The sequence below is a fragment of the Pseudomonas sp. AC239 genome, assembly GCF_979258545.1.
The window spans coordinates 1,945,256-1,969,604 of sequence record NZ_OZ409864.1; the positions used below are offsets into that span (position 1 = coordinate 1,945,256).

Sequence of the window (24,349 nt, forward strand, 5' to 3'; positions counted from 1 at the left end):
TCCCACGCAGAGCGTGGGAACGATCAGTGGTGGGATCAGAAAAAGCTCAAACCCACATGAAACAGCTTCTCCACATCGCGAATATGCTTTTTATCCACAAGGAACAGAATCACGTGGTCGCCCGTTTCGATCACTGTGTCGTCATGGGCGATGATCACTTTTTCGTTGCGGATCACCGCGCCGATCGTGGTACCCGGTGGCAGGCCGATCTTCTCGATCGGCTTGCCGATGACCTTGCTCGACTTGGCATCGCCGTGGGCAATCGCCTCGATCGCTTCGGCCGCGCCGCGTCGCAGTGAGTGCACGCTGACGATATCGCCTCGGCGCACGTGGGCGAGCAAGGTGCCGATGGTCGCCAGTTGCGGGCTGATGGCGATGTCGATGTCGCCGCCCTGGATCAGGTCGACGTAGGCCGGGTTGTTGATGATCGTCATGACCTTCTTCGCCCCCAGCCGTTTCGCCAGCAGCGACGACATGATGTTGGCTTCGTCATCGTTGGTCAGGGCGAGGAAGATATCGGCGTCGGCGATGTTCTCTTCCAGCAGCAGATCGCGGTCCGAGGCACTGCCCTGCAACACCACGGTGCTGTCGAGGGTGTCGGAGAGGTAGCGGCAGCGCGCCGGGCTCATCTCGATGATCTTCACCTGATAGCGGCTTTCGATGGCCTCGGCCAGGCGCTCGCCGATCTGCCCGCCACCGGCGATGACGATGCGTTTGTAGGTCTCGTCGAGGCGGCGCATTTCGCTCATCACTGCGCGAATATCCTCACGGGCAGCGATGAAGAAGACTTCGTCATCCGCCTCGATCACCGTGTCGCCCTGCGGCAAGATTGGCCGGTCACGGCGAAAGATCGCTGCAACGCGGGTTTCGACATTCGGCATGTGCTCACGCAACTGGCGCAATTGCTGGCCGACCAGCGGCCCGCCGTAATAGGCGCGCACCGCCACCAGTTGCGCCGCGCCTTCGGCGAAGTCGATCACCTGCAGGGCGCCGGGATGCTGGATCAGGCGCTTGATGTAGTTGGTCACCACTTGCTCGGGACTGATCAGCACGTCGACCGGAATCGCCTCGTTCTGGAACAGTTGCTCCTCGCGATTGAGGTACGACGCTTCGCGCACCCGGGCGATTTTCGTCGGGGTATGGAACAGCGTGTGCGCGACTTGGCAGGCGACCATGTTGGTTTCGTCGCTATTGGTCACCGCCACCAGCATGTCGGCGTCATCGGCACCGGCCTGACGCAGCACCGACGGCAACGAGCCACGGCCCTGCACGGTGCGGATGTCGAGGCGGTCGCCGAGGTCGCGCAGACGCTCGCCGTCGGTGTCGACCACGGTAATGTCGTTGGCCTCGCTGGCCAGATGTTCGGCCAGCGAACCGCCGACCTGTCCCGCACCGAGGATGATGATTTTCATCCAGTCACTCCATGAATCCGTTTAGCCGCGCGCGGCAGCGATCTTGATCAGCTTGGCGTAATAGAACCCGTCATGCCCGCCCTGCTGGGCCAGCAATTGGCGACCGTGGGGCTGCTTGATCCCGGCCGCGGTGGCCAGATCCAGTTCCCGCGCACCGGGTGTGCGTTCGAGGAACGCGGCGATGACTTCGGTGTTCTCGGTCGGCAGCGTCGAGCAGGTGGCGTAGAGCAGGATGCCGCCGACTTCGAGGGTCTTCCACATGGCATCGAGCAGCTCGCCTTGCAGTTGCGCGAGGGCGACGATGTCGTCGGGCTGGCGGGTCAGCTTGATGTCCGGATGGCGGCGGATCACCCCAGTGGCCGAGCAAGGTGCATCGAGGAGGATGCGCTGGAACGGTTTGCCGTCCCACCATTTATCGATATCGCGACCGTCGGCGGCGATCAGTTCAGCGTCGAGGCCGAGGCGCTCAAGGTTTTCCTTCACCCGTACCAGACGCTTGGCTTCCAGATCCACGGCTACCACGCCGGCCAGCGCCGGTTCGGCTTCGAGGATATGGCAGGTTTTGCCGCCGGGGGCGCAGCAGGCATCGAGGACGCGTTGCTCCGGTGCCAGATCGAGCAGGTCGGCGGCCAGTTGCGCAGCTTCATCCTGCACGCTGATCCAGCCTTCGGCGAAACCCGGCAGGCTGCGCACGTCGGCAGCGGCTTCGAGGACGATGCCGTCGCGGCTGTAAGCGCATGGCGTCGCGGCAATCCCGGCTTCGCCCAACAGCGCCAGATAAGCATCGCGGCTGTGATGGCGGCGGTTGACCCGCAGGATCATCGGCGGATGCGCGTTGTTCGCTGCACAGATCGCCTCCCATTGTTCCGGCCAGAAGGCTTTCAGGGATTTTTGCAGCCAGCGCGGGTGTGCGGTGCGCACCACCGGGTCGCGTTCCAGTTCGGCGAAGATCGTCTCGCTTTCGCGCTGGGCATTGCGCAGCACGGCGTTGAGAAGACCTTTGGCCCAAGGCTTTTTCAACTTGTCGGCACAACCGACGGTTTCGCCGATGGCGGCGTGCGCGGGCACGCGGGTGTAGAGCAATTGGTACAGACCAACCAGCAGCAAAGCCTCGACATCGGCGTCGGCGGCTTTGAACGGTTTCTGCAGCAATTTTTCCGCCAGTGCCGACAGGCGTGGCTGCCAGCGCGCGGTGCCGAATGCCAGATCCTGAGTGAAGCCGCGATCGCGATCCTCGACCTTGTCCAATTGCGTCGGCAGAGAGCTGTTCAGCGAAGCCTTGCCGCTGAGCACAGCGGCGAGAGCCTTGGCGGCGGCCAGACGCGGGTTCATTGCGCGTCCACCGCTGCGCCGAGCACGCTGCCGACGGCGAATTTCTCGCGGCGGCTGTTGAACAGGTCGCTGAAGTTCAGCGCCTTGCCGCCGGGCAATTGCAGGCGGGTCAGGCACAGCGCTCGTGCACCGCAGGCGACAATCAGGCCGTCCTTGCTGGCGCTGAGGATTTCACCCGGAGCGCCATTGCCGTCGGCCACGGTCGCGGCCAGCACTTTCAACGCTTCGCCATTGAGCGTGCTGTGGGTGATCGGCCATGGGTTGAAGGCGCGGACCAGACGTTCCAGCTCCACCGCCGGACGGCTCCAGTCGATGCGTGCTTCGTCTTTGTTGAGTTTGTGTGCGTAGGTTGCGAGTTCGTCATTCTGCACCTCACCTTTCAGGGTGTCGGCAGCCAGACCGGCAATCGCCTGCACCACAGCGGGCGGCCCCATCTCGGCGAGGCGATCATGCAGGGTGCCGCCGGTGTCCTCAGCAGTGATCGGGGTGACCACTTTGAGCAGCATCGGCCCAGTATCCAGGCCGGCTTCCATGCGCATCACGGTCACACCGCTTTCGGCATCGCCGTGTTCGACCGCGCGCTGGATCGGCGCCGCACCGCGCCAGCGCGGCAGCAGCGACGCGTGGCTGTTGATGCAGCCCAGACGCGGAATATCCAGCACCGCTTGCGGCAGGATCAAACCGTAGGCGACCACTACCAGCAAGTCCGGCTTCAGCGCAGCCAGTTCGGCCTGGGCGTCGGCATTGCGCAAGGTCGGTGGCTGCAACACCTGGATATTATTTTCCAGGGCCAGCTGTTTGACCGGGCTTGGCATCAGTTTTTGCCCACGGCCGGCCGGGCGATCCGGCTGGGTGTAGACCGCGACGATCTCGTACGGGCTGCTCAGCAGGGCCTTGAGGTGTTCGGCGGCGAATTCCGGGGTACCGGCAAAAACAATGCGCAGTGGCTCAGTCATGAAAGGCGTCTCATAAAAAGAAAAAGGCTTGCCGCAGCAAGCCTTTGAAGAGGGGCATCAAGCGTTCTGGCGGTGCAGCTTTTCCAGCTTCTTCTTGATCCGGTCGCGTTTGAGCGTGGACAGGTAGTCGACGAACAATTTGCCGTTGAGGTGGTCGCATTCGTGCTGGATGCACACCGCGAGCAGGCCTTCGGCGATCAGCTCATAGGGCTTGCCGTCGCGGTCCAGGGCCTTGATCTTGACCTTTTGCGGGCGGTCGACGTTTTCGTAGAAGCCCGGTACCGAGAGGCAGCCTTCCTGATACTGATCCATCTCGTCGGTCAGCGGTTCGAACTCGGGGTTGATGAACACCCGTGGCTCGGTACGGTCTTCGGACAGGTCCATGACGACGATACGTTTGTGCACGTTGACCTGGGTCGCGGCGAGGCCGATGCCCGGCGCTTCATACATTGTTTCAAACATGTCGTCGACCAACTGGCGCACTTCGTCGTCCACTACAGCCACTGGTTTGGCGATAGTGCGCAGACGCGGGTCCGGAAATTCGAGGATGTTTAAAATGGCCATAGGCTTCGATTGCTGCACACGTTGAGTAAAGTCGGGTCGATGGCCTGGCGGGTCCGAGGATGCAGGCTACCGTTGTGAAGCGTAGCTTCTGAAAAACAGAAGCGAGCCACGGGGGCTCTGACGATTCACGCGAATGCACATGATAAAGGGATTCACTGCATGAGGAAAACACTACTCGCCCTGCTGCTCCTGGCTGCGGCCGGCGCCGCACAAGGGCAAGTGCAACTCAAGGACGGTTTTCCACAGCAATACACGGTGGTTTCCGGAGATACCCTCTGGGACATTTCCGGCAAATACCTGCGCCAGCCGTGGCAATGGCCACAACTGTGGCGGGCCAACCCGCAGGTCGAAAACCCCAACCTGATCTACCCCGGCGACACGCTGACTCTCAGCTACGTCAACGGCCAGCCGCAACTGACCGTCAATCGGGGCGAGTCGCGCGGCACCATCAAACTTTCGCCACGAATCCGCACCAGCCCGGTGGCCGAGGCGATTCCGAGCATTCCGCTGAAATCGATCAACAGCTTTCTGCTGAGCAATCGCATCGTCGACAAGGCCGAAGATTTCGACAAGGCGCCTTACATCGTCGCCGGCGATGCCGAACGCGTGCTCAGTGGTACCGGTGACCGCATCTTCGCCCGCGGCCATTTCGATCCGGAGCAACCGGTGTACGGCATCTTCCGCCAGGGCAAGGTCTACACCGACCCGCAAACCAAGGAGTTTCTCGGCATCAACGCCGACGATATCGGTGGCGGCGAAATTGTTGCCACCGAAGGCGACGTCGCCACTCTCGCCCTGCAACGCACCACCCAGGAAGTGAGACTCGGTGACCGCTTGTTCGGCGGTGAAGAACGTTCGATCAATTCGACTTTCATGCCCAGCGCGCCGAAGCGTTCCATCGACGGGCTGATCATCGATGTGCCGCGCGGCGTCACGCAGATCGGTGTGATGGACGTTGTCACCCTGAACAAGGGCAAACGAGACGGTCTGGCCGAAGGTAATGTCCTGGCGGTGATGAAAACCGGCGAAACCGTGCGTGACCGGATCACTGGCCAGCCGCTGAAGATCCCCGATGAACGCGCCGGTCTGCTGATGGTGTTCCGCACCTACGACAAACTCAGTTACGGCCTGGTTCTCAATGCTTCACGCTCGCTGGCGGTGCTCGACAAGGTGCGAAATCCGTAAGCTTGCTTAACAAGTTACCAACAGAGTTATCCACAGCTTGTTCCGAATGGTTCGGAGCATAGAACGATCAAGGATGATCCATTCATGTTGTCTGTCAGTACGGCCATTTCCCCGGCGGAACTGGAAGCGCGTCTGCGCCTGCACCGCATGCCGGATATCGGCCCCAAGCGTTTCGCCAAACTGCTCGACGCCTTTGGCTCGGCGTCGAAAGCCATCAGCGCGCCAGCCAGTGCCTGGCGCTCGCTGGGGTTGACGGCGAACTGTGCCGAGGCAAGGCGCTGTCCGACGGTGCGTGACGGCGCCAGCCACGCAATGCGCTGGCTAGAGCACCCCGACCAACATTTGCTGATGTGGGACCAAGCGGATTATCCAGCGTTGCTGGCACAAATTCCCGATCCGCCGCCACTCCTGTTCGTTGCCGGCGATCCGTCGATTCTGGAGAAACCGCAGCTGGCGATGGTCGGCAGCCGTCGCGCTTCGCGTCCCGGAATGGACACGGCGGCGGCGTTTTCCCGCAGTCTGGCCGGGGCCGGTTTTGTCATCACCAGTGGTCTGGCGCTGGGCATCGATGCCGCTGCCCATCAGGCCGCTCTGGATGTTGGCGGCTTGACCGTGGGTGTGCTCGGCACGGGGCTGGAAAATTTTTATCCACAGCGCAATAAACGCCTGGCTGAGGCGATGATTGCCTCGGGCTGCGCGGTGCTTTCCGAGTTTCCGCTGGACGCCGGGCCGAGCCCGAGCAACTTTCCCCGGCGCAACCGCATCATCAGCGGGTTGTCCCTCGGCGTGCTGGTGGTCGAGGCCAGTGTTGCCAGCGGCTCGTTGATCACGGCGCGGCTGGCAGCCGAACAGGGCCGCGAGGTTTATGCGATTCCGGGCTCGATCCATCACCCCGGCGCGCGCGGTTGTCACCAGTTGATTCGCGACGGGGCGGTGCTGGTGGAGACTATCGAACATATCCTCGAAGCCCTGCGCGGCTGGCAGCAGCCGCTGTTATCCACGGCGGCGGCGCAGGCCGATCACCCGTTGCTGGCGCTGCTGCACGCGGCGCCGCACACCAGCGAGGCCCTGGCCGCAAGCTGCGGCTGGGCACTGCCGAAAGTGCTGGCGGCGCTGACCGAGCTGGAGATCGACGGCCGCGCGGTGTGCGAAAATGGTCGCTGGCTGGCGCGGACAAGCTAGGTTTTACGAGGAAGATCGGTAAACTGCGCGAAACCTGTTTGTGGAGAGTTTTTTCATGGTCAACAGTTGGCGTGTGCAACAAGCCGCGCGTGAAGTTCGCGCCGGCGCGGTGATTGCCTATCCAACCGAAGCCGTCTGGGGGCTGGGTTGCGACCCGTGGAATGAAGACGCAGTGGACCGCTTGCTGGCGATCAAGAATCGCTCGGTCAGCAAAGGTCTGATCCTGGTCGCGGACAACATCCGTCAGTTCGATTTCCTGTTCGAGGACTTCCCGCAGGACTGGATCGACCGCATGGCCAGCACTTGGCCGGGGCCGAATACCTGGCTGGTGCCGCATCAGAACCTGTTGCCGGAATGGGTCACAGGCGTGCATGACACCGTGGCGCTGCGGGTCAGTGATCACCCGCAAGTGCGCGATTTGTGCTCGCTGGTCGGGCCGTTGATTTCGACTTCGGCCAACCCACAGGGGCGACCGCCAGCGCGCACGCGTTTGCGCATCGAGCAGTATTTCCGCGGGCAAGTCGATCTGGTGCTCGGCGGCAGCCTTGGCGGGCGCAAGAACCCCAGCGTGATCCGCGACCTCGCCACCGGTAACGTCGTTCGTCCTGACTGACGCCATTCTTTTTATTTTTTTGCGGACTCCTCGGCGCTATTGCCGAGGAGTTTTGCGCATGCCAGCGATTGATTCCGGTGTCTGTTCAAAACTTATCCGATGCAATTGTTCTTTGATGCGTCAGACGAATCTTTGGGTCTGCAATATCTGTAAGTTTTCCCACGTGATTATCAGAACACGCGCAGTGGCGAGATTTTCAAAAGCAACCATTCTTCAGTGTGCTTGAAGCAACTTCGAAATGTTAATGGCTGCGGAGAAGTAATGGATATTACGGATTTACACCTCAAGGATTATCTGCAGGGCTTTCAGGAAACACTCAAGAATCAACAGGCCGAGTATCGTGTGGCCATTCTTGAGGCGGGGTCGGATGCCGGGGAGTTTGAACGCTTCATCAATCGACAGTTTCGCCTGCGATTGCAGCATTACATGCTCACCTCCAGAGCCCGGGCGCTGGAGACCCGATTGGCGATTACCTCACGCAGTACGCACTTTTTGTTGTATCAGCGAGATCAGCTTATTGCGGTGCTGCGGGCAACCCCGGCGCCCTTCGAATGGGCCTCATTGGCCCAGCATCATGTTTCTCCCACAGTGGCATTGGCGCGCCACGTCGAGTTCAGCCGCCTGATCACCCATTCCCAGCAGCACCGGCCGGTGTCGGTCAATGGTCTGCTTGCCACTGCGGCGGAATGGGCGATCGATCGCGGATATCAGGGAGTGACAGCCTTGTGCAGATCGCCACAGCGGCAACTGTATCAGCGCTTCGGCCTGACGCCGATTGCTTCGCAGGCAATGCATATCGAGCAACGTGCCCGGGGCGATTATTGGCTGTTGTCTGCCGAATGGCGGCAAATTCTGATGGCCCTGGATCAGCCAGTGAACATGAACGTGCATCAGCCGGAGTATCGTGATGTTCATAACCGTCAGTATTGATCCGCCAATAATCGAAGAGTGGGCAGAGAAATGGCTTGTATACGAGTCGAAGAAGTTGCGCAGGAAGTTTTCCGGTCGTAGGCCAGCGGCGAAGAAACTTCACCGGAAGATGTACTTGATATAGCTGAAAGATACTCGGCGAACTCATGGAAGAGTTCACCGAGTATCAACTTGAAGCGTTATGGCAACAGAATCGTGGAACCGGTAGTGCGCCGTGCCGACAGTTCGGTTTGTGCTTTTGCCGCATCGGCCAATGCATGGCGCTGGCTGATGTCGACCTTCAGCTTGCTGCTGATGATCATCTCGAACAGCTCGTCGGCCATGCGCTGCAGGTTCTCGGCGTTGTTGGCGTAGGTCGCCAGCGTCGGCCGGGTGACGTACAGCGAGCCTTTGGCGGCGAGAATGCCCAGATTGACGCCGTCGACCGCGCCCGAAGCATTGCCGAAGCTCACGACCAGGCCACGTGGGGCCACGCTGTCCAGGGATGTGAGCCAAGTGTCCTTGCCGACACCGTCGTACACCACCGGGACTTTCTTGCCGTCAGTCAGTGCCAGCACGCGCTCGGCCACGTTTTCATGGCTGTAGTCGATGGTGGCCCAGGCGCCGTTGGCCTTGGCCAGTTCGGCTTTTTCCTTGGAGCTGACGGTGCCGATCAGCTTCACGCCCAGCGCTTTGGCCCATTGGCAGGCCAGCGAGCCGACGCCACCGGCTGCGGCGTGAAACAGAATGGTTTCGCCGCCCCGCAGCTCGTAGGTCTGGCGCAGCAGGTACTGCACGGTCAGGCCCTTGAGCATGACCCCGGCGGCCGTTTCAAAACTGATTTGATCGGGCAGGTGCACCAGATTGTCCTGCGGCAGAACATGCAACTGGCTATAGGCGCCGAGTGGGCCGCTGCCGTATGCCACGCGATCGCCGACCTTGAACCGGGTGACGTCGCTGCCGACCGCTTCGACGATACCGGCGCCTTCCGAACCCAGGCCAGAAGGCAAGGTGGGTGGCGCATAGAGGCCGCTGCGGTAATAGGTGTCGATGAAGTTCAGGCCGATCGCCTGGTTGGCCACGCGCACTTGGTTCGGCCCGGGCGCAGCGGGTTCGTAGTCAACATATTCGAGCACTTCGGGACCGCCGTGGGCGCGGAACTGGATACGCTTTGCCATCTGCCTGCTCTCCTTGGGTCATCGGTAAGCCCCCTATCCAACTCCCCTGCTTGATCTTCGTCAACTGCGGCGCGCCGGTCCGCGATGGTATGCTACGCGCCCATTTGCGCCGCCCGTCTGCCGGGGCGCCGCCCGATTCAAGGTGAAGCCATGACGACCCGCACCGACGCCGTAAAGGCCTATCTGCTCGATCTGCAAGACCGCATCTGCGCAGCACTGGAAACCGAAGACGGCGGCAAAAGCTTCGCCGAAGACGCCTGGACCCGACCGGCGGGCGGTGGCGGTCGCACCCGCGTGCTGGAAAACGGCACGCTGATCGAAAAGGGCGGCGTCAACTTTTCCCACGTATTCGGCAGCGGCCTGCCGCCCTCGGCCAGCGCCCATCGGCCGGAGCTGGCCGGGCGCGGTTTTGAAGCACTCGGCGTGTCGCTGGTCATTCACCCGCACAACCCGCATGTGCCGACCTCCCACGCCAACGTGCGTTTTTTCATCGCTGAAAAAGAAGGCGAAGAACCGGTCTGGTGGTTCGGCGGCGGTTTCGACCTGACCCCGTATTACGGCGTCGAGGAAGATTGCATTCACTGGCACCGCGTCGCCGAGCAAGCCTGTGCGCCGTTTGGTGCCGACGTCTATCCGCGGTACAAGGCCTGGTGCGACACGTACTTCCACATCAAGCACCGTCACGAGCCACGCGGTATAGGCGGCTTGTTTTTCGATGATCTGAACGAGTGGGATTTCGACACCAGTTTCGCCTTCATGCGCGCCATCGGTGACGCCTACATCGAGGCCTACCTGCCGATCGTGCAGCGGCGCAAGAATGACGCCTTCACCGCTCAGCAGCGCGAATTCCAGGAATTCCGTCGTGGCCGCTACGTCGAATTCAACCTGGTTTACGACCGTGGCACGCTGTTCGGCCTTCAGTCGGGCGGCCGTACCGAATCGATTCTGATGTCGCTGCCGCCGCAAGTGCGCTGGGGTTATGACTGGAAGGCCGAACCTGGCAGCGCAGAAGCGCGTCTGACCGAGTATTTTCTGCAGGATCGTGACTGGCTGTGCGAGGCCTGAGGACTTGTGATGGATCGTTACGTTGTTTTCGGTAACCCGATCGGCCACAGCAAGTCGCCGATGATTCACCAGCTGTTCGCCGAACAGACCGGCCAGAGCCTTGATTACAGCACGCTGCTCGCGCCGCTGGATGATTTTGCCGGCTGCGCCACGGCGTTCTTTCGCGAAGGGCGCGGCGCCAACGTGACAGTGCCGTTCAAGGAAGACGCTTACCGTCTGGCCAACAGCCTGACCGCCCGCGCGCAGCGCGCCGGTGCGGTGAACACCTTGAGCAAACTGGACGATGGATCACTGCTCGGCGACAACACCGATGGCGCAGGCCTGGTCCGCGATCTGACGGTCAATGCCGGGTTCAGCCTGACCGGCAAGCGCATCCTTTTGCTCGGCGCCGGCGGCGCGGTGCGCGGTGCGCTGGAGCCATTGCTGGCGGAGAAGCCGGCCTCGGTGATCATCGCCAATCGCTCGGTGGACAAGGCTGAGCTGCTGGCGGAATTGTTCGGCGATCTGGGGCCGGTGTCGGCCAGTGGTTTCGACTGGCTGCGCGAGCCGGTGGACGTGATCATCAACGCCACCTCCGCCAGCCTGACCGGTGACGTGCCGCCGATCGCGCCAAGTCTGATCGAGCCGGGCCAGACCCTGTGCTACGACATGATGTACGGCAAGGAGCCGACCGCATTCTGCCGCTGGGCCACTGAGCACGGCGCGGCGCTGGCGATGGATGGTCTGGGCATGCTCGCCGAGCAGGCGGCCGAGGCGTTCCTGCTGTGGCGCGGCGTACGCCCGGATACCGCGCCGGTACTCGCCGAACTGCGCCGCCAGCTAGCGCAATAACCCCTGTAGGCGTGAGCCTGCTCGAGATTGCGGTGTGTCAGTTGAAATTTCGTCTCTGACACACCGCAATCGCGAGCAGGCTCACTCCTACAAAGGTATGCGGTGCTCAGTCTTCAAACCGGATCGGGCATTTCTCCGCCCCTTCCAATTTGCGCAATTCCTCCACCACCGGCGGCCGTGCGCGGCGCAAAGTCAGGCTGCGACCCTGGCCCATCAAACGCCGCGCTTCCTGATGCAGCATCTCCACTCCTGAATAATCGATGAAGTTGATCTGCTGTGCCTCGATCACCACCCGCGCTCCGTGCAACCGTTGCAGGCGCACTTGCAGGTAATGGCTGGCGCCGAAAAAGATCGAACCGCCCACCCGTAGCACGTCGTCGTCACCGTCGCGCCAATGCTGCACCCGTGGTTGCGAGGTGCGCTTGAGGTAGAAAAACAACGAAGCCAGCACCCCGGCGTAGATCGCCGTCTGCAATTCCAGCAGCAGAGTCGCGAGGCAGGTCAGCGCCATCACCACGAACTCGGCGCGGCTGACCCGCAGCAAGGCGCGAATGCCTCGGTGATCGACCAGCCCCCAGGCGATCAACAGAATGCTGCCGGCCATGGCCGGGATCGGAATATGGGCGATCAGCCCCGCGCCGAACACCGCGAACAGCGCTACCCAGAGCGCCGAAAACACCCCGGCAAGCGGCGAGCAGGCACCTGCCTCATAACTCAATCCCGAGCGGGTAAACGATCCGGCTGAGAGCGACCCGGAAAAGAACGCACCGACGATGTTCGACAGACCCTGTGCGCGGACTTCCTGATTGGCGTCGAGCAACTGCTGCGAGCGCGCCGAAATCGAACGGGCGATCGACAGGCTGGTGACCAGCCCGAGCATGCCCACCGCCACGGCGCTCGGCAGCAGGCGCAGGATTACCTCCAGATCCAGCGGCAACGGGCTGAACGGCGGCAAGCGCCCGACGAAAGCGCTGACCAGATGCACATGGCCGAACATCGCTGGCCAGATCCAGACCAGCAGACTGGCCAGCACCAGCGTGAGCAACAGCGTCGGCCAGCGCGGCAGGAGTTTTTTCAGAGCCAAACCGACGATTACCGTGGCGACGCCAAGGATCAGCGAAGGTTTATCCACAGCCCCCAGATGTCGCAGCAGATCCATCAGGCTGGCGAGCGCCGTGGTGTTGGCCGGCAACTCCAGGCCGAGCAAATTGGGCAACTGCCCGATGGCGATGACCACCGCAGCACCGAGGGTGAAGCCGAGCACTACCGAATGCGAAACGAAATTCACCAGCGCGCCGAAGCGCAGCAAGCCGAGCAGCCATTGGAAAATCCCGGCGAGAAAGGTCAGCAGCAGGATCAGGGTGATGTAGTCCTCGGACGCCGGCACCGCGAGCGGGCTGACGCTGGCGTACAGCACGATGGAAATCGCTGCCGTCGGGCCGCAGATCAGATGCCATGACGAACCCCACAGGCACGCGACCAATACCGGGATGATCGCCGCATACAGCCCGTATTCCGGTGGCAGCCCGGCAATCAGTGCGTAGGCAATCGACTGGGGTAACGCGAGAATCGCACCGCTGAGGCCGACGATCAGGTCCCGTCCGACGCTGGCGCGGGTTTGCCGTGGCAACCAGCTCAGGAAAGGGAAAAGTGAATGACGGCTGGGGAAGGCCATGGGTCCTCGCGGTTGGGTTTTTCAGGCAAGCCTATCAGGACACGGCAATCATTGTGGCGAGGGGATTTATCCCCGATGGGCCGCGAAGCGGCCCCAAACCCAGAGTTCTCGGTGAGTCAGGTATATCGAGTTCACGGATCTTGCGACTGCTTCGCAGCCGATCGGGGATAAATCCCCTCGCCACAGGTAAGTGGTCGACAGTCAGATAGCATTACAGTTTGGCTTTCACCGCCGCCAACGCCTCCTTGCCATCCACCGTTTTCACCCCATCCAGCCACTTGTCCAGCACCGCCGGGTTGGCCTTGATCCACGCCTTCGCCGCTTCGGTATTGCTGACCTTCTTGTTCACCACCTCGGCCATGATGCTGTTCTCCATGTCCTGGGTGAACGCCAGATTGGTCAGCAACTTGCCCACATTCGGGCAGGCCTCGGCGTAGCCCTTGCGGGTCAGGGTGAACACGTTGCCGGTGTCACCAAAGTATTTTTCGCCGCCTTTCAGATAGCGCATTTTCAGTTGCACGTTCATCGGGTGCGGGGTCCAGCCGAGGAAGGTGACGAATTTCTGTTTCTTCACCGCCCGCGACACTTCGGCGAGCATCGCCTGCTCGCTGGATTCGATCAGCTTCCACTGACCCATGTTGAAGTCGTTCTTCTTGATGATTTCCTGCAACGAAATGTTCGCTGGCGCGCCCGAACCGATGCCGTAGATTTTCTTGTCGAACTTGTCGGCGAATGTGTTCAGGTCGGCAAAATCATGCACGCCCGCCTCCCAGACATAGTCGGGGACGGCGAGGGTGAATTCCGTGCCTTCGAGATTTTTCGCCAGTTGCGTCACATCGCCGGTGGCGACGAACTTGTCATAGAAGCCCTGCTGCGCCGGCATCCAGTTGCCGAGAAACACATCCACCTGGCCATCCTTCAAGCCGCCGAAGGTGATCGGCACCGCGAGGGTGTCGACCTTGGCCTTGTAGCCCATGCCGTCGAGCAGAAATCCGGTGATGGCATTGGTTGCGGCGATGTCGCTCCAGCCTGGATCGGCCATCTTCACGGTTTCGCAGCCTTGCTCGGCGAAGGCCGAGGCGCTGCTCAATGCGATCAGGCCAACGGTCACAGCTGTGGATAACTTGCGCATGGACTTCCCCTTAACATTATTGGTTTTGGCAGGGTTGTGGATAACGGGCCTTGCGCTCCAGATCATCGAGGTCGATGTGGTTGCGCATGTATTGCTGACTGGCATCGACCAGCGGCTGGTGATCCCAGCTCTTCAGCTTGCCGATGGTTAACGCATCGGCGACGAAACGGCGTCGGCGCTGGCTGGCGAGCACCTCCCGGTGGATTGCCGGGATGTCCCACTTGGCCCGCGCTTCAGCGAGAAAGTCTTCGAACAGCTGACGATGTTGCGGCGACTGGCCCAGCTCCTCTTCTTCGCGCGGATCGTTATCCACATCGAAGAGTAGGCACGGGTCGCTTTCGCTGTAGATAAATTTGTAGGCGCCACGGCGGATCATCATCAACGGGCTGACAGTGCCTTCGGCCATGTATTCGCCGAACACTTCGTCATGCCCGCCCTGCCCTTGCAGGTGCGGCAGCAACGAACGACCGTCCAGCGGCAAGCCTGGCTCGAGCGTGCCACCGGCCAGATCAACGAACGTTGGCAGCAGGTCGGCGGTGGAAACGGCGGCGCTGATCCGGCTCGCTTCGAATTGCCCCGGCGCGCTGATCAACAGCGGCACTCGCGCGGCCATCTCGAACCAGTGCATTTTGTACCAGAGCCCCTTCTCGCCGAGCATGTCGCCATGGTCACCGGAGAAAACGATGATGGTGTCGTTAATCAGCCCGGTTTCCTCAAGCGTTTGCAGCAGTTTGCCGACGTTGGCGTCGATATAGCTGCAAGCCCCGAAGTAGGCGCGACGGGCATCGCGGATTTTATCCACAGGCAGCGGCTTGTCCCACAGGTCGTAAACCTTCAGCAGGCGTTGCGAGTGTGGATCAAGATCGTCCTGGTTCATGGCTGTAGGCAACGGGATATCGGCATCGTCGTACAAATTCCAGAAGGCCTTGGGAATCGTGTACGGGTCGTGCGGATGGGTCATCGACACGGTCAGGCAGAACGGTTGGTCGCCGTCTTCGCGGATGTGATCGAACAGGTACTGCTGCGCTTTGAACACCACCTCTTCGTCAAAATCCAGCTGATTGGTGCGCACGCACGGCCCGGCCTGCAGTACCGAAGACATGTTGTGATACCAGCTCGGCCGTGCGTCCGGCTCGTCCCAGTTCACCGCCCAACCGTAATCCGCCGGGTAGATATCGCTGGTCAGGCGTTCTTCATAACCGTGCAGCTGGTCGGGCCCGCAGAAATGCATCTTGCCCGACAGCGCGGTGCGGTAGCCGAGACGGCGCAGGTAGTGCGCATATGTGGGGATATCGGCAGGGAAATCGGCAGCGTTGTCGTAAGCGCCGATCTTGCTTGGCAACTGACCGCTGACCAGGGTGAAACGTGACGGTGCACACAACGGGCTGTTGCAATAAGCAGCATCGAATATCACGCCTTGGGCGGCGAGGCGGGACAGATTCGGCAGTTTGATTGGCGATGGGCCGTAGAACGGCAACATTGGCGCGGCCATTTGATCGGCCATGATGAAAAGAATGTTCTTGCGCTTCATGTGATCGCGGCATTCCATGTTGAGTATTTATGCGAGAGTGCTGCGATCGAGCATGGAGTCCACGCCTGTTTCGGTAAAGCCCGCGCCGGACAATGACTAGGATAAGCACAGCTTATGTATGAAGCCCTCGGTGACCTGTCCCTCGATCTGCTCCGCGCCTTTGAGGCAGCGGCACGTCATCGCAGCTTTACCGCTGCTGCGGTAGAGCTCGGCACTACGCAACCGGCGATCAGCCAGCAGATAAAACGTCTGGAAGAACAGCTCGGTACGCGTCTGTTCGATCGTATTTATCGGGGCATTGAACTGACCGAAGTGGGCGCCCTGCTGTTCGAGCAAGTTACCCTCGGGTTGCAGAATATCGACGCAGGATTGAGCGCAATCAGCACTCAGCAGCAACATGAAGTGCTGCAAGTAGCCACGGATTTTGCGTTCGCCGCTTATTGGTTGATGCCGCGCCTGCACCGCTTTCACGAAGCCAATCCGCACATCGATGTCAGCCTGGTCACCAGCGAGCGCAACCACAACATGCTGCGCACCGACATCGACGTGGCGATCCTGTTTGGCGACGGTCGCTTCAAGCAGGGTGAGAGCCACTGGCTGTTCAGCGAAGAAGTGTTTCCGGTGTGCAGTCCGCTGTTGCTCAAGGACCGCTCATTGCCGTTGCCCGCGCAGGCGCTGCTGGAGTTTCCGCTGCTGCATCTGCGTGGGGAAAACAGCAGTAATTGGTTCGACTGGAGTGGCTTGTTTCGTCAATTGGGCCTGACTACGCCACCGGCGCCGGGCCAGTTGCGCTTCGACAATTACACCTTGCTGATTCAGGCTGCGATTGGCGGGCAAGGTGTGGCCATTGGCTGGCGGCACCTTGTGGATAACTTGCTGGTGCAGGGGTTGCTGTGCCGGCCACTGGCGCAAACCACGCTGTCGCGGCTGGGGTATTACGTGGTGTTGCCGCAACGCAAGCGTCGGGGTGCGTTGATTCGGGAATTTGTTGATTGGTTAATGGCGGAACAGGCCAGCAGTGCGGAATCGCTGAACGGTCTGGCCCTGCCCTCGATTGCGGTGTGAAGAGTAAAAGAGCAACCGATCGCGGCTCGAGCCTTCGGCTGCTCCACGGGTGCGATCTTTTACGAATCAGAAGCCGCCACAAAATTCACATGCTCACCGACATGCAGATTCAACCGCAGCTCATCGGCGATGCCCACCGCGACACGGTTCAGGCGCTCCAGCGGTTCGGCCAGTCCCGGTTCGAGATTGCCGCCGACCTGACTGAAGTGCTCGATGGTCAACCCGGCCACGCCATGCGGCGCATTGACCAAGGTCCAGCGCAGTGAGCTGCTTTGTACTGCCTCGAGGATTTCTTCGGCAGCGTGACGTTGCAGACGTTCGTCACTGTCAGGTTCGTCGAGCACGGCAAAATTGCCGACCAGAAACAGGCGGGGCACGCTGGCCAGTTGCAAACCTTCGACCAACGCGTCGACTGCCAGCACCTGTTCAACCGGCCCCAGTGTCACCGAGCGTTCGACGTGGTCGCTGCTGAACGGCAGCCCTGGCGCGTCCAGCAGGCAGATCACCGCCGAACTGCCGGCAACGCTCTGATTGACTCGCTCGGCATCGAACAGATCGCCGGTCTTGGTGCGCAAGCCCGGACGCGGCGCCAGCGCAGTGAGATCATCGAGAATGGCGATGACTTCGTGTTGGCGGCGCAGTAATTCAGCCATCAACGCACCGCCCAGGCTGGCCATGGCACCATAGAGCACCACTTTCACCACTGGGGTTTCGGCATTTTTCATGGCTGTTTTCCTTATTGTTGTCCTATATGGCCTGTGACGGTGGAAACAGCCAAGGGTTCGAACCGATTGAGAGGCGACACGATGCAAGGGATCAAGGGTTATCACGCCCATGTCTATTTCGACGCGCAGACCATCGACCAGGCGCGGGCCTTGTGCGAACAGGCCGCGCAGTTGTTTGCGCTGAAAATGGGCCGCGTGCACGAACGCCCGGTAGGGCCGCACCCCGACTGGAGCTGCCAACTGGCCTTCGGTCCCGAGCTGATCGGCGAGGTGCTGCCATGGCTGGCGCTCAACCGCAAAGGCCTGGTGGTGTTCCTGCATCCGGACACTGGCGACGACTTGCTTGACCACACCGAACACGCGTTCTGGATGGGCGCGGTGCGGCCGCTGGATCTGTCGGTGTTTTAATCGAGGGTTTCTTCGGCTTCGCCCGGCAGATGTTCATCCAGATGCAGCCAGGGCAATCGGCTGTCGGTCCAGATGTGCCGCTCGGCCGGCGCCGTTTCCGGATGATCCAGCGTAGCGATGGTCACATCGATGCTGTCGGGGCTGAGCGCGGTCACCAATGCCAGTTGCGCGCCGCAGTTTGCGCAGAAAAACCGCACGCTACTGGCTGACGAGTCATAGCGGGCCGGCGTCCCTTTCACCCATTGAAATTTTTCCGCCGGCACGGTGATCCAGGTGGTGACGATGCCGCCGCTGACCTTGCGGCAGATTGAACAATGACAGTGAGCGATATCGCGCAACGGACCGCTGAACTGATAGCGGATGTGTCCGCAGTGACAGCCACCCTCATGCGCCTGATTCGTATCCATCGCCCTTCTCCCGTGTTTATTGGCGCTCGCCGTATCCGACCACCGGTTGGCCGTTCATTCACCGCTTTCAATAGCGAAAGGTAGCTGAAAGCTTCCCCGATTAGGATCGCCTCACTCCCGGCAACAGACCGGTTGGCCCAAGACCTGTGTTTGCTCCACAGGCCCGGCCCAATTAACAACAAAAATGGTGATTCTGATGTCCTCTGCAACCCGCCGTTTCTCCTGCTTCCTGCTGGTCACTCCACCCGTACGCCTCGCGCCTCCCGTTCTGCGCTGATCACACCCGATCCGCCCATTCCATTAGCCGCGCTACGCCTGGAGTATTCCCATGCTGACTTTCCTTGGCTTCGCCATGGTCATCACGTTCATGTTCCTGATCATGACCAAGCGCCTGTCTGCGCTGATCGCCCTGATCATCATCCCGATCCTGTTCGCCCTGTTCGGTGGTTTTGCGCCGAAAATCGGTCCGATGATGCTCGAAGGCATCACCAAACTGGCGCCAACCGGCGTGATGTTGATGTTCGCCATTCTGTATTTCGCCCTGATGATCGACTCCGGCCTGTTCGACCCGGCCGTGCGCAAGATCCTCAAACTGGTCAAGGGCGACCCACTGAAAGTTTCGGTCGGCACCGCCGTTCTGGCGCTCGTCGTTTCCCTCGATGGTGACGGCGCGACCACTTACATGATCTGCGTGGCCGCGATGCTGCCGCTGTACAGTCGCATCGGCATGAGCCCGCGGATCATGGCCGGTCTGATCATCCTCGCCGGCGGCGTGATGAACATGACTCCGTGGGGCGGCCCGACTGCCCGTGCGGCGAGTGCCCTGCATGTCGACCCGTCGGACATTTTCGTGCCGATGATCCCGGCCATGGCCGCCGGTGTCGTAGCGATCCTGCTGATTGCCTACTTCTACGGCAAGCGTGAGCGTGCCCGCCTCGGCGAGCTGCACCTGGTTGGCGACGAGATCGATCACAGCGAAATCAGCGTCTCGCAATTCCCTGACGCACGCCGTCCGAAGCTGATCTGGTTCAACGCCGCACTGACTTTCGGCTTGATGTGCACACTGATCGGCGGCCTGTTGCCGCTGCCGGTGCTGTTCATGGTGGCGTTCAGTATCGCGATGATCGTCAACTACCCATGCCTGCAAATGCAGAAGGATCGCGTCGCCGCGCATTCCGGCAGCGTGCTGGCAGTGGTAGGGCTGATCTTTGCGGCCGGTATCTTCACCGGTATCCTGTCGGGCACCGGCATGGTCGATGCGATGTCGAAGAGCCTGTTGGCGGTGATTCCGGATTTCCTCGGCCCGTACCTGGCGGTGATCACGGCGCTGGTGAGCATGCCGTTCACCTTCTTCATGTCCAACGACGCGTTCTACTACGGCGTGTTGCCGGTGTTGGCCGAAGCGGCCAGCCACTATGGGATCACTGCGGTGGAAATGGCCCGTGCCTCGATCGTCGGCCAGCCCGTCCACTTGCTGAGCCCGTTGGTGCCGTCGACCTACTTGTTGGTGGCGCTGGCCGGTATCGATTTCGGTGATCACCAGCGTTTCACCCTGAAATGGGCGATCCTGGTGTGCATCTGCATTCTGATTGCTGCACTGCTGTTGGGGACTTTCCCGGTGTTCAGCACTCTATAAGCCCAAGACTCACCGTAACGGGTCCTGGCTTCGCGGTTTGAAGCCCGGACCTTTTTCGGTTCAACAAATTGCTCAAAGGAATACACATGGATTGGCTGACCAACCCCGAAATCTGGGTTGCCTTCTTTACCCTGACCGCCCTGGAAATCGTCCTCGGTATCGATAACATCATCATGATTTCGATCCTGGTCAGCCGCATGCCCAAACACATGCAGCAGCGCACGCGGATCTTCGGTCTTGGCCTGGCCATGATCACGCGGATCCTGTTGCTGCTGTCGATCACCTGGGTCATGCGCCTCACCGCCGACCTCTTCGAAGTGTTCGGTCAAGGCATTTCCGGCCGCGACCTGATCCTGTTCTTCGGTGGCCTGTTCCTGCTGTGGAAAAGCTCGCAGGAGATGTACCACGCGCTGGAAGGCGAAGAAGAAGGCGACGACGCACCGTCGGGCAAGGGCGGCAACTTCCTCTACACCATCATCCAGATCGCGATCATCGACATCGTGTTCTCGCTGGACTCGGTCATCACCGCTGTCGGCATGGTCTCGCACGTTCCGGTCATGGTTGCGGCGATCGTCGTGGCGGTGCTGGTGATGATGCTGGCGTCGGGCAAGATCAGCGAATTCATCGACAAGCACCCGTCGCTGAAAATGCTCGCGCTGTCGTTCCTGCTGGTGGTCGGTACCGTGCTGATCGCCGAATCGTTCGACGTGCACGTGCCAAAAGGCTACGTCTACTTCGCCATGGCGTTCTCGCTGGCGGTGGAAGCGATCAACATCAAGATGCGCGGTGCGATCGCCCGCAAGAAGAAGCAGCAGGATCCGGTGAAACTGCGCAAGGATGTACCGGGCCAATAACCCGGTAGTCCAGCAGCGCGCTACATCCCTGTGGGAGCGAGCCTGCTCGCGAAAGCGGAGTGCCAGTCGACAACAATGTTGACTGGCACTCCGCTTTCGCGAGCAGGCTCGCTCCCACAGTTGTATTGGGCAATAGAGGGGAAAGGTGTCGGATACGGTGAGTGAATGAATTTGTTTTGATGACACTTTTGTTTCAATCCCCTCTTTAGCTGTGCAATGCTGGCGCCGAGACCGTTAGCCAACTACAGCTTAAGTATCAAAAACGTAGAAACCGCGCGGTGCCGTCCACTTGCCCCTCTGGGGCGCTGCTACTACAGGGGGTCTGCATGCTCACCCTGCTCAATCTGCTGTCCGCCGTCGCCCTGCTGATCTGGGGCACGCACATCGTCCGAACCGGCATCCTGCGGGTTTATGGCACCAATCTGCGACATGTCATCGGCCAGAACATGTCGAAGAAATGGCTGGCGTTCATCGCCGGTATTCTCGTCACCGCCATGGTGCAGAGCAGCAACGCCACGGCGATGCTGGTTACCTCGTTTGTCGGCCAGGGTTTGATGGCGCTGACGCCAGCGCTGGCGACCATGCTTGGCGCCGACGTCGGCACCGCGTTGATGGCGCGGGTGCTGACGTTTGATTTGTCGTGGCTGTCGCCGCTGCTGATTTTTCTCGGGGTGATTTTCTTTCTGTCGCGCAAACAGACGCGGCTCGGGCAGATGGGGCGGGTGTCGATCGGCCTGGGGCTGATCATTCTCGCCCTGCAATTGATCGTCGAGGCCGCTGCGCCGATCACTCACGCGCAAGGGGTGAAAGTGATTTTCGCCTCGCTGACCGGCGACATCCTCCTCGACGCCCTTGTCGGCGCACTGTTCGCGATGATTTCCTACTCCAGCCTCGCCGCCGTGCTGCTCACCGCCACGCTGGCCGGGGCTGCGGTGATCAGCCTGCCGGTGGCGATCGGTCTGGTGATCGGCGCCAACATCGGCAGCGGCATTCTCGCCTTCATGAGTACCAGCATGCAGAACGCCGCCGGCCGCCAGGTGGCGCTGGGGAGTCTGTTGTACAAATTGATCGGTTTGCTGCTGATCATCCCGGTGCTCGATCCGCTGGTGCACTGGATCGACAGCCTCGATTTCAGTCCGCAGGAAATGGTCATCGGCTTCCACCTGCTCTACAACACTGCGCGCTGCCTGATCCTGCTGCCCAGCGTCGGGCCGATGGCGCGGCTCTGTGCGTGGCTGCTGCCGGAGCGGCCGGAGGTCAACGGCACGGCCAAACCGCGCCATCTCGACCCGACCGCGCTGGTCACGCCGAGCCTGGCGCTGGCCAATGCCGCGCGGGAAACCCTGCGCATGGGCGATCTGCTCGACAACATGCTCGACGCCTCCCTGGATGTGCTGCGCGGCAAGCAGACCGCCGTCACTCAGGAAATGCGCCGCCTGACCGACGACGTCGAGGCCCTGTACAGCGCGATCAAGCTGTATCTGGCGCAGATGCCCCGCGAGGATCTCGGCGAGCACGACAGTCGGCGCTGGGCCGAGATCATCGAACTGGCGATCAACCTGAAACTCGCCGCCGACCTGATCGAGCGCATGCTGCGCAAGATCCAGCAGCAGAAGACTTCGCAGCGCCGTTCGTTTTCCGAAGAAGGCCTGGAAGATCTTGCCGGGCTGCAACAGCAACTGATCGCCAACCTGCGTCTGGGGCTGTCGGTGTTTCTCAGCGGCGACCGCGAGAGCGCCCGGCAGTTGCTGCGGGAGAAACGCCGTTTTCGCGCGCAGGAACGGCGTCTGGCCCACGCTCACGTCAGCCGATTGCAGCGCAAGATCGTCCAGAGCCTGGAGACCAGTTCGCTGCATCTGGAGTTGATCGCCGACATGAAGCGGCTCAATTCGCTGTTCTGCAGCAGCGCCTATGTCGTGCTGGAAACCGCGGACACCGGCGCGCTGGCGGTGGATGACATGGCTGACATTACGCATTCACCTTGAACGTCTGGGGCTGGGGTCAGTCAGTTACAGTGGTTCAGCCTTGAGACCGTCATCGCTGGCAAGCCAGCTCCCACAGGGTTTTGTGAGCGCCGCAGATCCTTGTGGGAGCTGGCTTGCCAGCGATGGGGCCCTGACTGACGACACGGATCTCCAAATCAGCCGTATGGAAGCCTGTTATGCGTTGCCTGTTGTTCGCCTGTCTGTTGCTCGGTTCCCTGCCCGCCTTCGCCCTGGATCGCTTTCAGGTCGAAGGCTATGCGCTGCCCAACGGTTTGCAGCTGATGCTCAAGCCCGGCACCGAGCGTGGGCATGTGGCGATCCGGTTGGTGGTCGGCGTTGGTCTCGATGACTTTGACTGCAACGAAAAAGAGCTGCCGCATTTGCTCGAACACCTGCTGTTCAGCGGTATCGACGCCACTGGCGAAGGCGGTCTGGAAGAGCGCATGCAGGCGCTCGGCGGTGACTGGAATGCGTTCACCAGCAATGCCGACACCACTTTTGTCATCGAAGCCCCGGCAAAAAACCAGCGCAAGGTGCTCGACCTGCTGCTCGCGCTGTTGACCCAGACACGCATCGACGACAACGCAATCAACGCCGCCAAACGGGTGGTCGAGCGTGAAGACGGCGGGCATTACACCAAACTCCAGCGTTTCCTCGACCGTCAGGACCTCGGTCATACCGCGAGCAATCAACTGGCTGTCGAGTTGGGCCTGAAATGCCCGCAGCGCGCCGAAGTCGGCCATCTCACCCAAGAGCAATTGGAGAAGGTACGCAAGGCGTGGTACGCGCCGAACAACATGACCCTGATCGTCGTCGGCGAACTCGACAAATTGCTGCCGGCCTATCTCGAGCGCACCTGGGGCGAGCTCGAGCCGGTCGAGCCCACCGAACACCGGGCGCTGCCGGACATCCGCACCAGCGCCGCCCATGAGCGCACCCTCACCCGTGGCTTTATCGGCGACAGCGCCAAGCTGCACTGGCTGGTGCCGGAACCGGTGCTCGACGATCAGTACGACCAGACGTTCGACATTCTCAAGGATTATCTCGACTGGGCACTGTACCGGCAGATTCGTCTCAACCATGGCTTGTCGTACGGGCCGTGGGCCGAGCGTGAAGTGTTCGGCGGTGTTGGTTTCATGAGCCTCAACGCTGACCTGGATCGCGATGACGTCGACGAAGCCATCCAGGTACTCGATGACCTCAAGGCCGACCTGCTGAAAAACGGCCTCGACCCGAGCACCTTCGCCCGCATCAAGCAAGCCGCCATCGCCCATCAGGCCTGGGCCGTGCAGGGCAACAGCGCACTGGCGGACTATTACTGGAGCGCGCTGGCCGACTATCAGGATGGCCGCTTTGCCAATCCCGCGCGGGAGTTGCAAGGGGTGACGCTGGAAGCGGCGAACAGGGCGATGCGCGAGCTGCTGTTGCAGCCGGGGTATATCAGGATCGAGAAACCGTTGATCAGTGATGATCAGGTGTTGTGGCTGGTCGCGGGTGGTGTCGGGGTGTTGCTGCTGATCCTCATTGGCTGGCGCCTGCATCGCCACCGCAAAATTGCTGGAAGCCATTAATCCTGTGAGTGAGCACTTGTGGCGAGGGGATTTATCCCCGATGGGCTGCGCAGCAGCCCCAATAAGGGCAGCTCGGTAGATCCAGACAAAATTCGCTCGCAGGATCTACGACGGCTGCGCCGCCGATCGGGGA

22 protein-coding genes are annotated in these 24,349 nt (G+C 61.1%); 12 read left to right on the plus strand and 10 right to left on the minus strand.

Features of this window, described 5'->3' with window-relative positions; genetic code table 11:
* Window positions 1-35 precede the first annotated feature (35 nt).
* Genes trkA through def form a run of 4 tightly spaced genes read right to left on the minus strand, consistent with a single transcriptional unit; the run spans window position 36 to window position 4,264 of the window.
* The gene (gene trkA / locus ACZ0AZ_RS09035; protein ID WP_129998032.1) at window positions 36-1,412 is read right to left on the minus strand and encodes a Trk system potassium transporter TrkA; all 1,377 of its coding nucleotides are present in this window, start codon (window positions 1,410-1,412) and stop codon (window positions 36-38) included.
* A gap of 21 nt (window positions 1,413-1,433) precedes the next feature.
* Entirely contained in the window at window positions 1,434-2,744 is a 1,311-nt protein-coding gene (gene rsmB / locus ACZ0AZ_RS09040; protein ID WP_463537238.1) for a 16S rRNA (cytosine(967)-C(5))-methyltransferase RsmB, read from the minus strand.
* The gene (fmt, locus tag ACZ0AZ_RS09045) at window positions 2,741-3,700 is read right to left on the minus strand and encodes a methionyl-tRNA formyltransferase (RefSeq protein ID WP_039757178.1); all 960 of its coding nucleotides are present in this window, start codon (window positions 3,698-3,700) and stop codon (window positions 2,741-2,743) included. The genes rsmB and fmt overlap by 4 nt, the downstream gene beginning before the upstream one ends.
* Before the next feature lie 57 nt (window positions 3,701-3,757).
* The gene (def, locus tag ACZ0AZ_RS09050) at window positions 3,758-4,264 is read right to left on the minus strand and encodes a peptide deformylase (protein ID WP_016772378.1); all 507 of its coding nucleotides are present in this window, start codon (window positions 4,262-4,264) and stop codon (window positions 3,758-3,760) included.
* Between the two features lie 159 nt (window positions 4,265-4,423).
* Between def and ACZ0AZ_RS09055 the strand changes: the two genes are divergently transcribed.
* The 4 genes from ACZ0AZ_RS09055 (at window position 4,424) to ACZ0AZ_RS09070 (ending at window position 8,174) form a co-directional block, all read left to right on the plus strand.
* Entirely contained in the window at window positions 4,424-5,449 is a 1,026-nt protein-coding gene (locus ACZ0AZ_RS09055) for a LysM peptidoglycan-binding domain-containing protein (RefSeq protein WP_463537239.1), read from the plus strand.
* Between the two features lie 84 nt (window positions 5,450-5,533).
* Window positions 5,534-6,631 (plus strand): DNA-processing protein DprA, encoded by a 1,098-nt coding sequence (gene dprA / locus ACZ0AZ_RS09060; RefSeq protein ID WP_463537240.1) that lies wholly within the window; start codon window positions 5,534-5,536, stop codon window positions 6,629-6,631.
* Between the two features lie 55 nt (window positions 6,632-6,686).
* Window positions 6,687-7,244, plus strand: a complete 558-nt coding sequence (gene tsaC, locus ACZ0AZ_RS09065) for an L-threonylcarbamoyladenylate synthase type 1 TsaC (RefSeq protein WP_039757175.1) — start codon at window positions 6,687-6,689, stop codon at window positions 7,242-7,244.
* A 222-nt stretch (window positions 7,245-7,466) separates the two neighbouring features.
* Window positions 7,467-8,174: a hypothetical protein gene (locus ACZ0AZ_RS09070; protein WP_463537241.1), complete on the plus strand. Its 708-nt coding sequence runs from the start codon at window positions 7,467-7,469 to the stop codon at window positions 8,172-8,174.
* Between the two features lie 179 nt (window positions 8,175-8,353).
* Here ACZ0AZ_RS09070 and ACZ0AZ_RS09075 read toward each other — a convergent pair whose 3' ends face one another.
* Complete coding sequence (locus ACZ0AZ_RS09075; RefSeq protein ID WP_463537242.1) at window positions 8,354-9,331, minus strand: NADPH:quinone reductase; 978 nt, start codon at window positions 9,329-9,331, stop codon at window positions 8,354-8,356.
* A 150-nt stretch (window positions 9,332-9,481) separates the two neighbouring features.
* Between ACZ0AZ_RS09075 and hemF the strand changes: the two genes are divergently transcribed.
* Together hemF and aroE are read left to right on the plus strand one after the other, a co-directional pair.
* Window positions 9,482-10,396, plus strand: coding sequence for an oxygen-dependent coproporphyrinogen oxidase (gene hemF / locus ACZ0AZ_RS09080; protein WP_463537243.1), 915 nt, complete (start codon window positions 9,482-9,484; stop codon window positions 10,394-10,396).
* 9 nt (window positions 10,397-10,405) lie between these two features.
* A complete protein-coding gene (aroE, locus tag ACZ0AZ_RS09085; protein WP_463537244.1) occupies window positions 10,406-11,227 on the plus strand; it encodes a shikimate dehydrogenase in 822 nt (273 codons plus the stop codon).
* A 106-nt stretch (window positions 11,228-11,333) separates the two neighbouring features.
* On the opposite strand, the gene ACZ0AZ_RS09090 is transcribed toward aroE, so the two are convergent.
* From ACZ0AZ_RS09090 to betC, 3 genes are all read right to left on the minus strand, one after another.
* The gene (locus ACZ0AZ_RS09090) at window positions 11,334-12,902 is read right to left on the minus strand and encodes a SulP family inorganic anion transporter (RefSeq protein WP_463537245.1); all 1,569 of its coding nucleotides are present in this window, start codon (window positions 12,900-12,902) and stop codon (window positions 11,334-11,336) included.
* Between the two features lie 211 nt (window positions 12,903-13,113).
* A complete protein-coding gene (gene choX / locus ACZ0AZ_RS09095; RefSeq protein WP_039757170.1) occupies window positions 13,114-14,034 on the minus strand; it encodes a choline ABC transporter substrate-binding protein in 921 nt (306 codons plus the stop codon).
* A 16-nt stretch (window positions 14,035-14,050) separates the two neighbouring features.
* The gene (gene betC / locus ACZ0AZ_RS09100) at window positions 14,051-15,565 is read right to left on the minus strand and encodes a choline-sulfatase (protein ID WP_463537246.1); all 1,515 of its coding nucleotides are present in this window, start codon (window positions 15,563-15,565) and stop codon (window positions 14,051-14,053) included.
* A 114-nt stretch (window positions 15,566-15,679) separates the two neighbouring features.
* Between betC and ACZ0AZ_RS09105 the strand changes: the two genes are divergently transcribed.
* Window positions 15,680-16,630, plus strand: coding sequence for a choline sulfate utilization transcriptional regulator (locus tag ACZ0AZ_RS09105; protein ID WP_129998041.1), 951 nt, complete (start codon window positions 15,680-15,682; stop codon window positions 16,628-16,630).
* 59 nt (window positions 16,631-16,689) lie between these two features.
* On the opposite strand, the gene ACZ0AZ_RS09110 is transcribed toward ACZ0AZ_RS09105, so the two are convergent.
* On the minus strand, window positions 16,690-17,355 hold the full coding sequence (locus tag ACZ0AZ_RS09110) for an NAD(P)-dependent oxidoreductase (RefSeq protein ID WP_039757167.1): 666 nt from the start codon (window positions 17,353-17,355) through the stop codon (window positions 16,690-16,692).
* Between the two features lie 81 nt (window positions 17,356-17,436).
* On the opposite strand from ACZ0AZ_RS09110, the gene ACZ0AZ_RS09115 reads away from it, so the two are divergent.
* Window positions 17,437-17,763 (plus strand): DOPA 4,5-dioxygenase family protein, encoded by a 327-nt coding sequence (locus ACZ0AZ_RS09115; protein WP_039757166.1) that lies wholly within the window; start codon window positions 17,437-17,439, stop codon window positions 17,761-17,763.
* On the opposite strand, the gene ACZ0AZ_RS09120 is transcribed toward ACZ0AZ_RS09115, so the two are convergent.
* Window positions 17,760-18,170 carry a GFA family protein gene (locus ACZ0AZ_RS09120; RefSeq protein ID WP_463537247.1) on the minus strand — a complete coding sequence of 137 codons (411 nt, stop codon included), beginning with the start codon at window positions 18,168-18,170 and terminating at the stop codon, window positions 17,760-17,762. The two genes, ACZ0AZ_RS09115 and ACZ0AZ_RS09120, sit on opposite strands and share 4 nt — an antisense overlap.
* Window positions 18,171-18,498: 328 nt before the next feature.
* Here ACZ0AZ_RS09120 and ACZ0AZ_RS09125 point away from each other — a divergent pair, with 328 nt between their 5' ends.
* From ACZ0AZ_RS09125 to ACZ0AZ_RS09140, 4 genes are all read left to right on the plus strand, one after another.
* Complete coding sequence (locus tag ACZ0AZ_RS09125; protein WP_039757164.1) at window positions 18,499-19,806, plus strand: CitMHS family transporter; 1,308 nt, start codon at window positions 18,499-18,501, stop codon at window positions 19,804-19,806.
* 86 nt (window positions 19,807-19,892) lie between these two features.
* The gene (locus tag ACZ0AZ_RS09130; protein WP_129998045.1) at window positions 19,893-20,660 is read left to right on the plus strand and encodes a TerC family protein; all 768 of its coding nucleotides are present in this window, start codon (window positions 19,893-19,895) and stop codon (window positions 20,658-20,660) included.
* Between the two features lie 326 nt (window positions 20,661-20,986).
* Complete coding sequence (locus tag ACZ0AZ_RS09135) at window positions 20,987-22,645, plus strand: Na/Pi cotransporter family protein (protein WP_129998046.1); 1,659 nt, start codon at window positions 20,987-20,989, stop codon at window positions 22,643-22,645.
* Window positions 22,646-22,821: 176 nt separating this feature from the next.
* Window positions 22,822-24,216, plus strand: coding sequence for a M16 family metallopeptidase (locus ACZ0AZ_RS09140; protein WP_463537248.1), 1,395 nt, complete (start codon window positions 22,822-22,824; stop codon window positions 24,214-24,216).
* The last annotated feature ends 133 nt before the right edge of the window (window positions 24,217-24,349 follow it).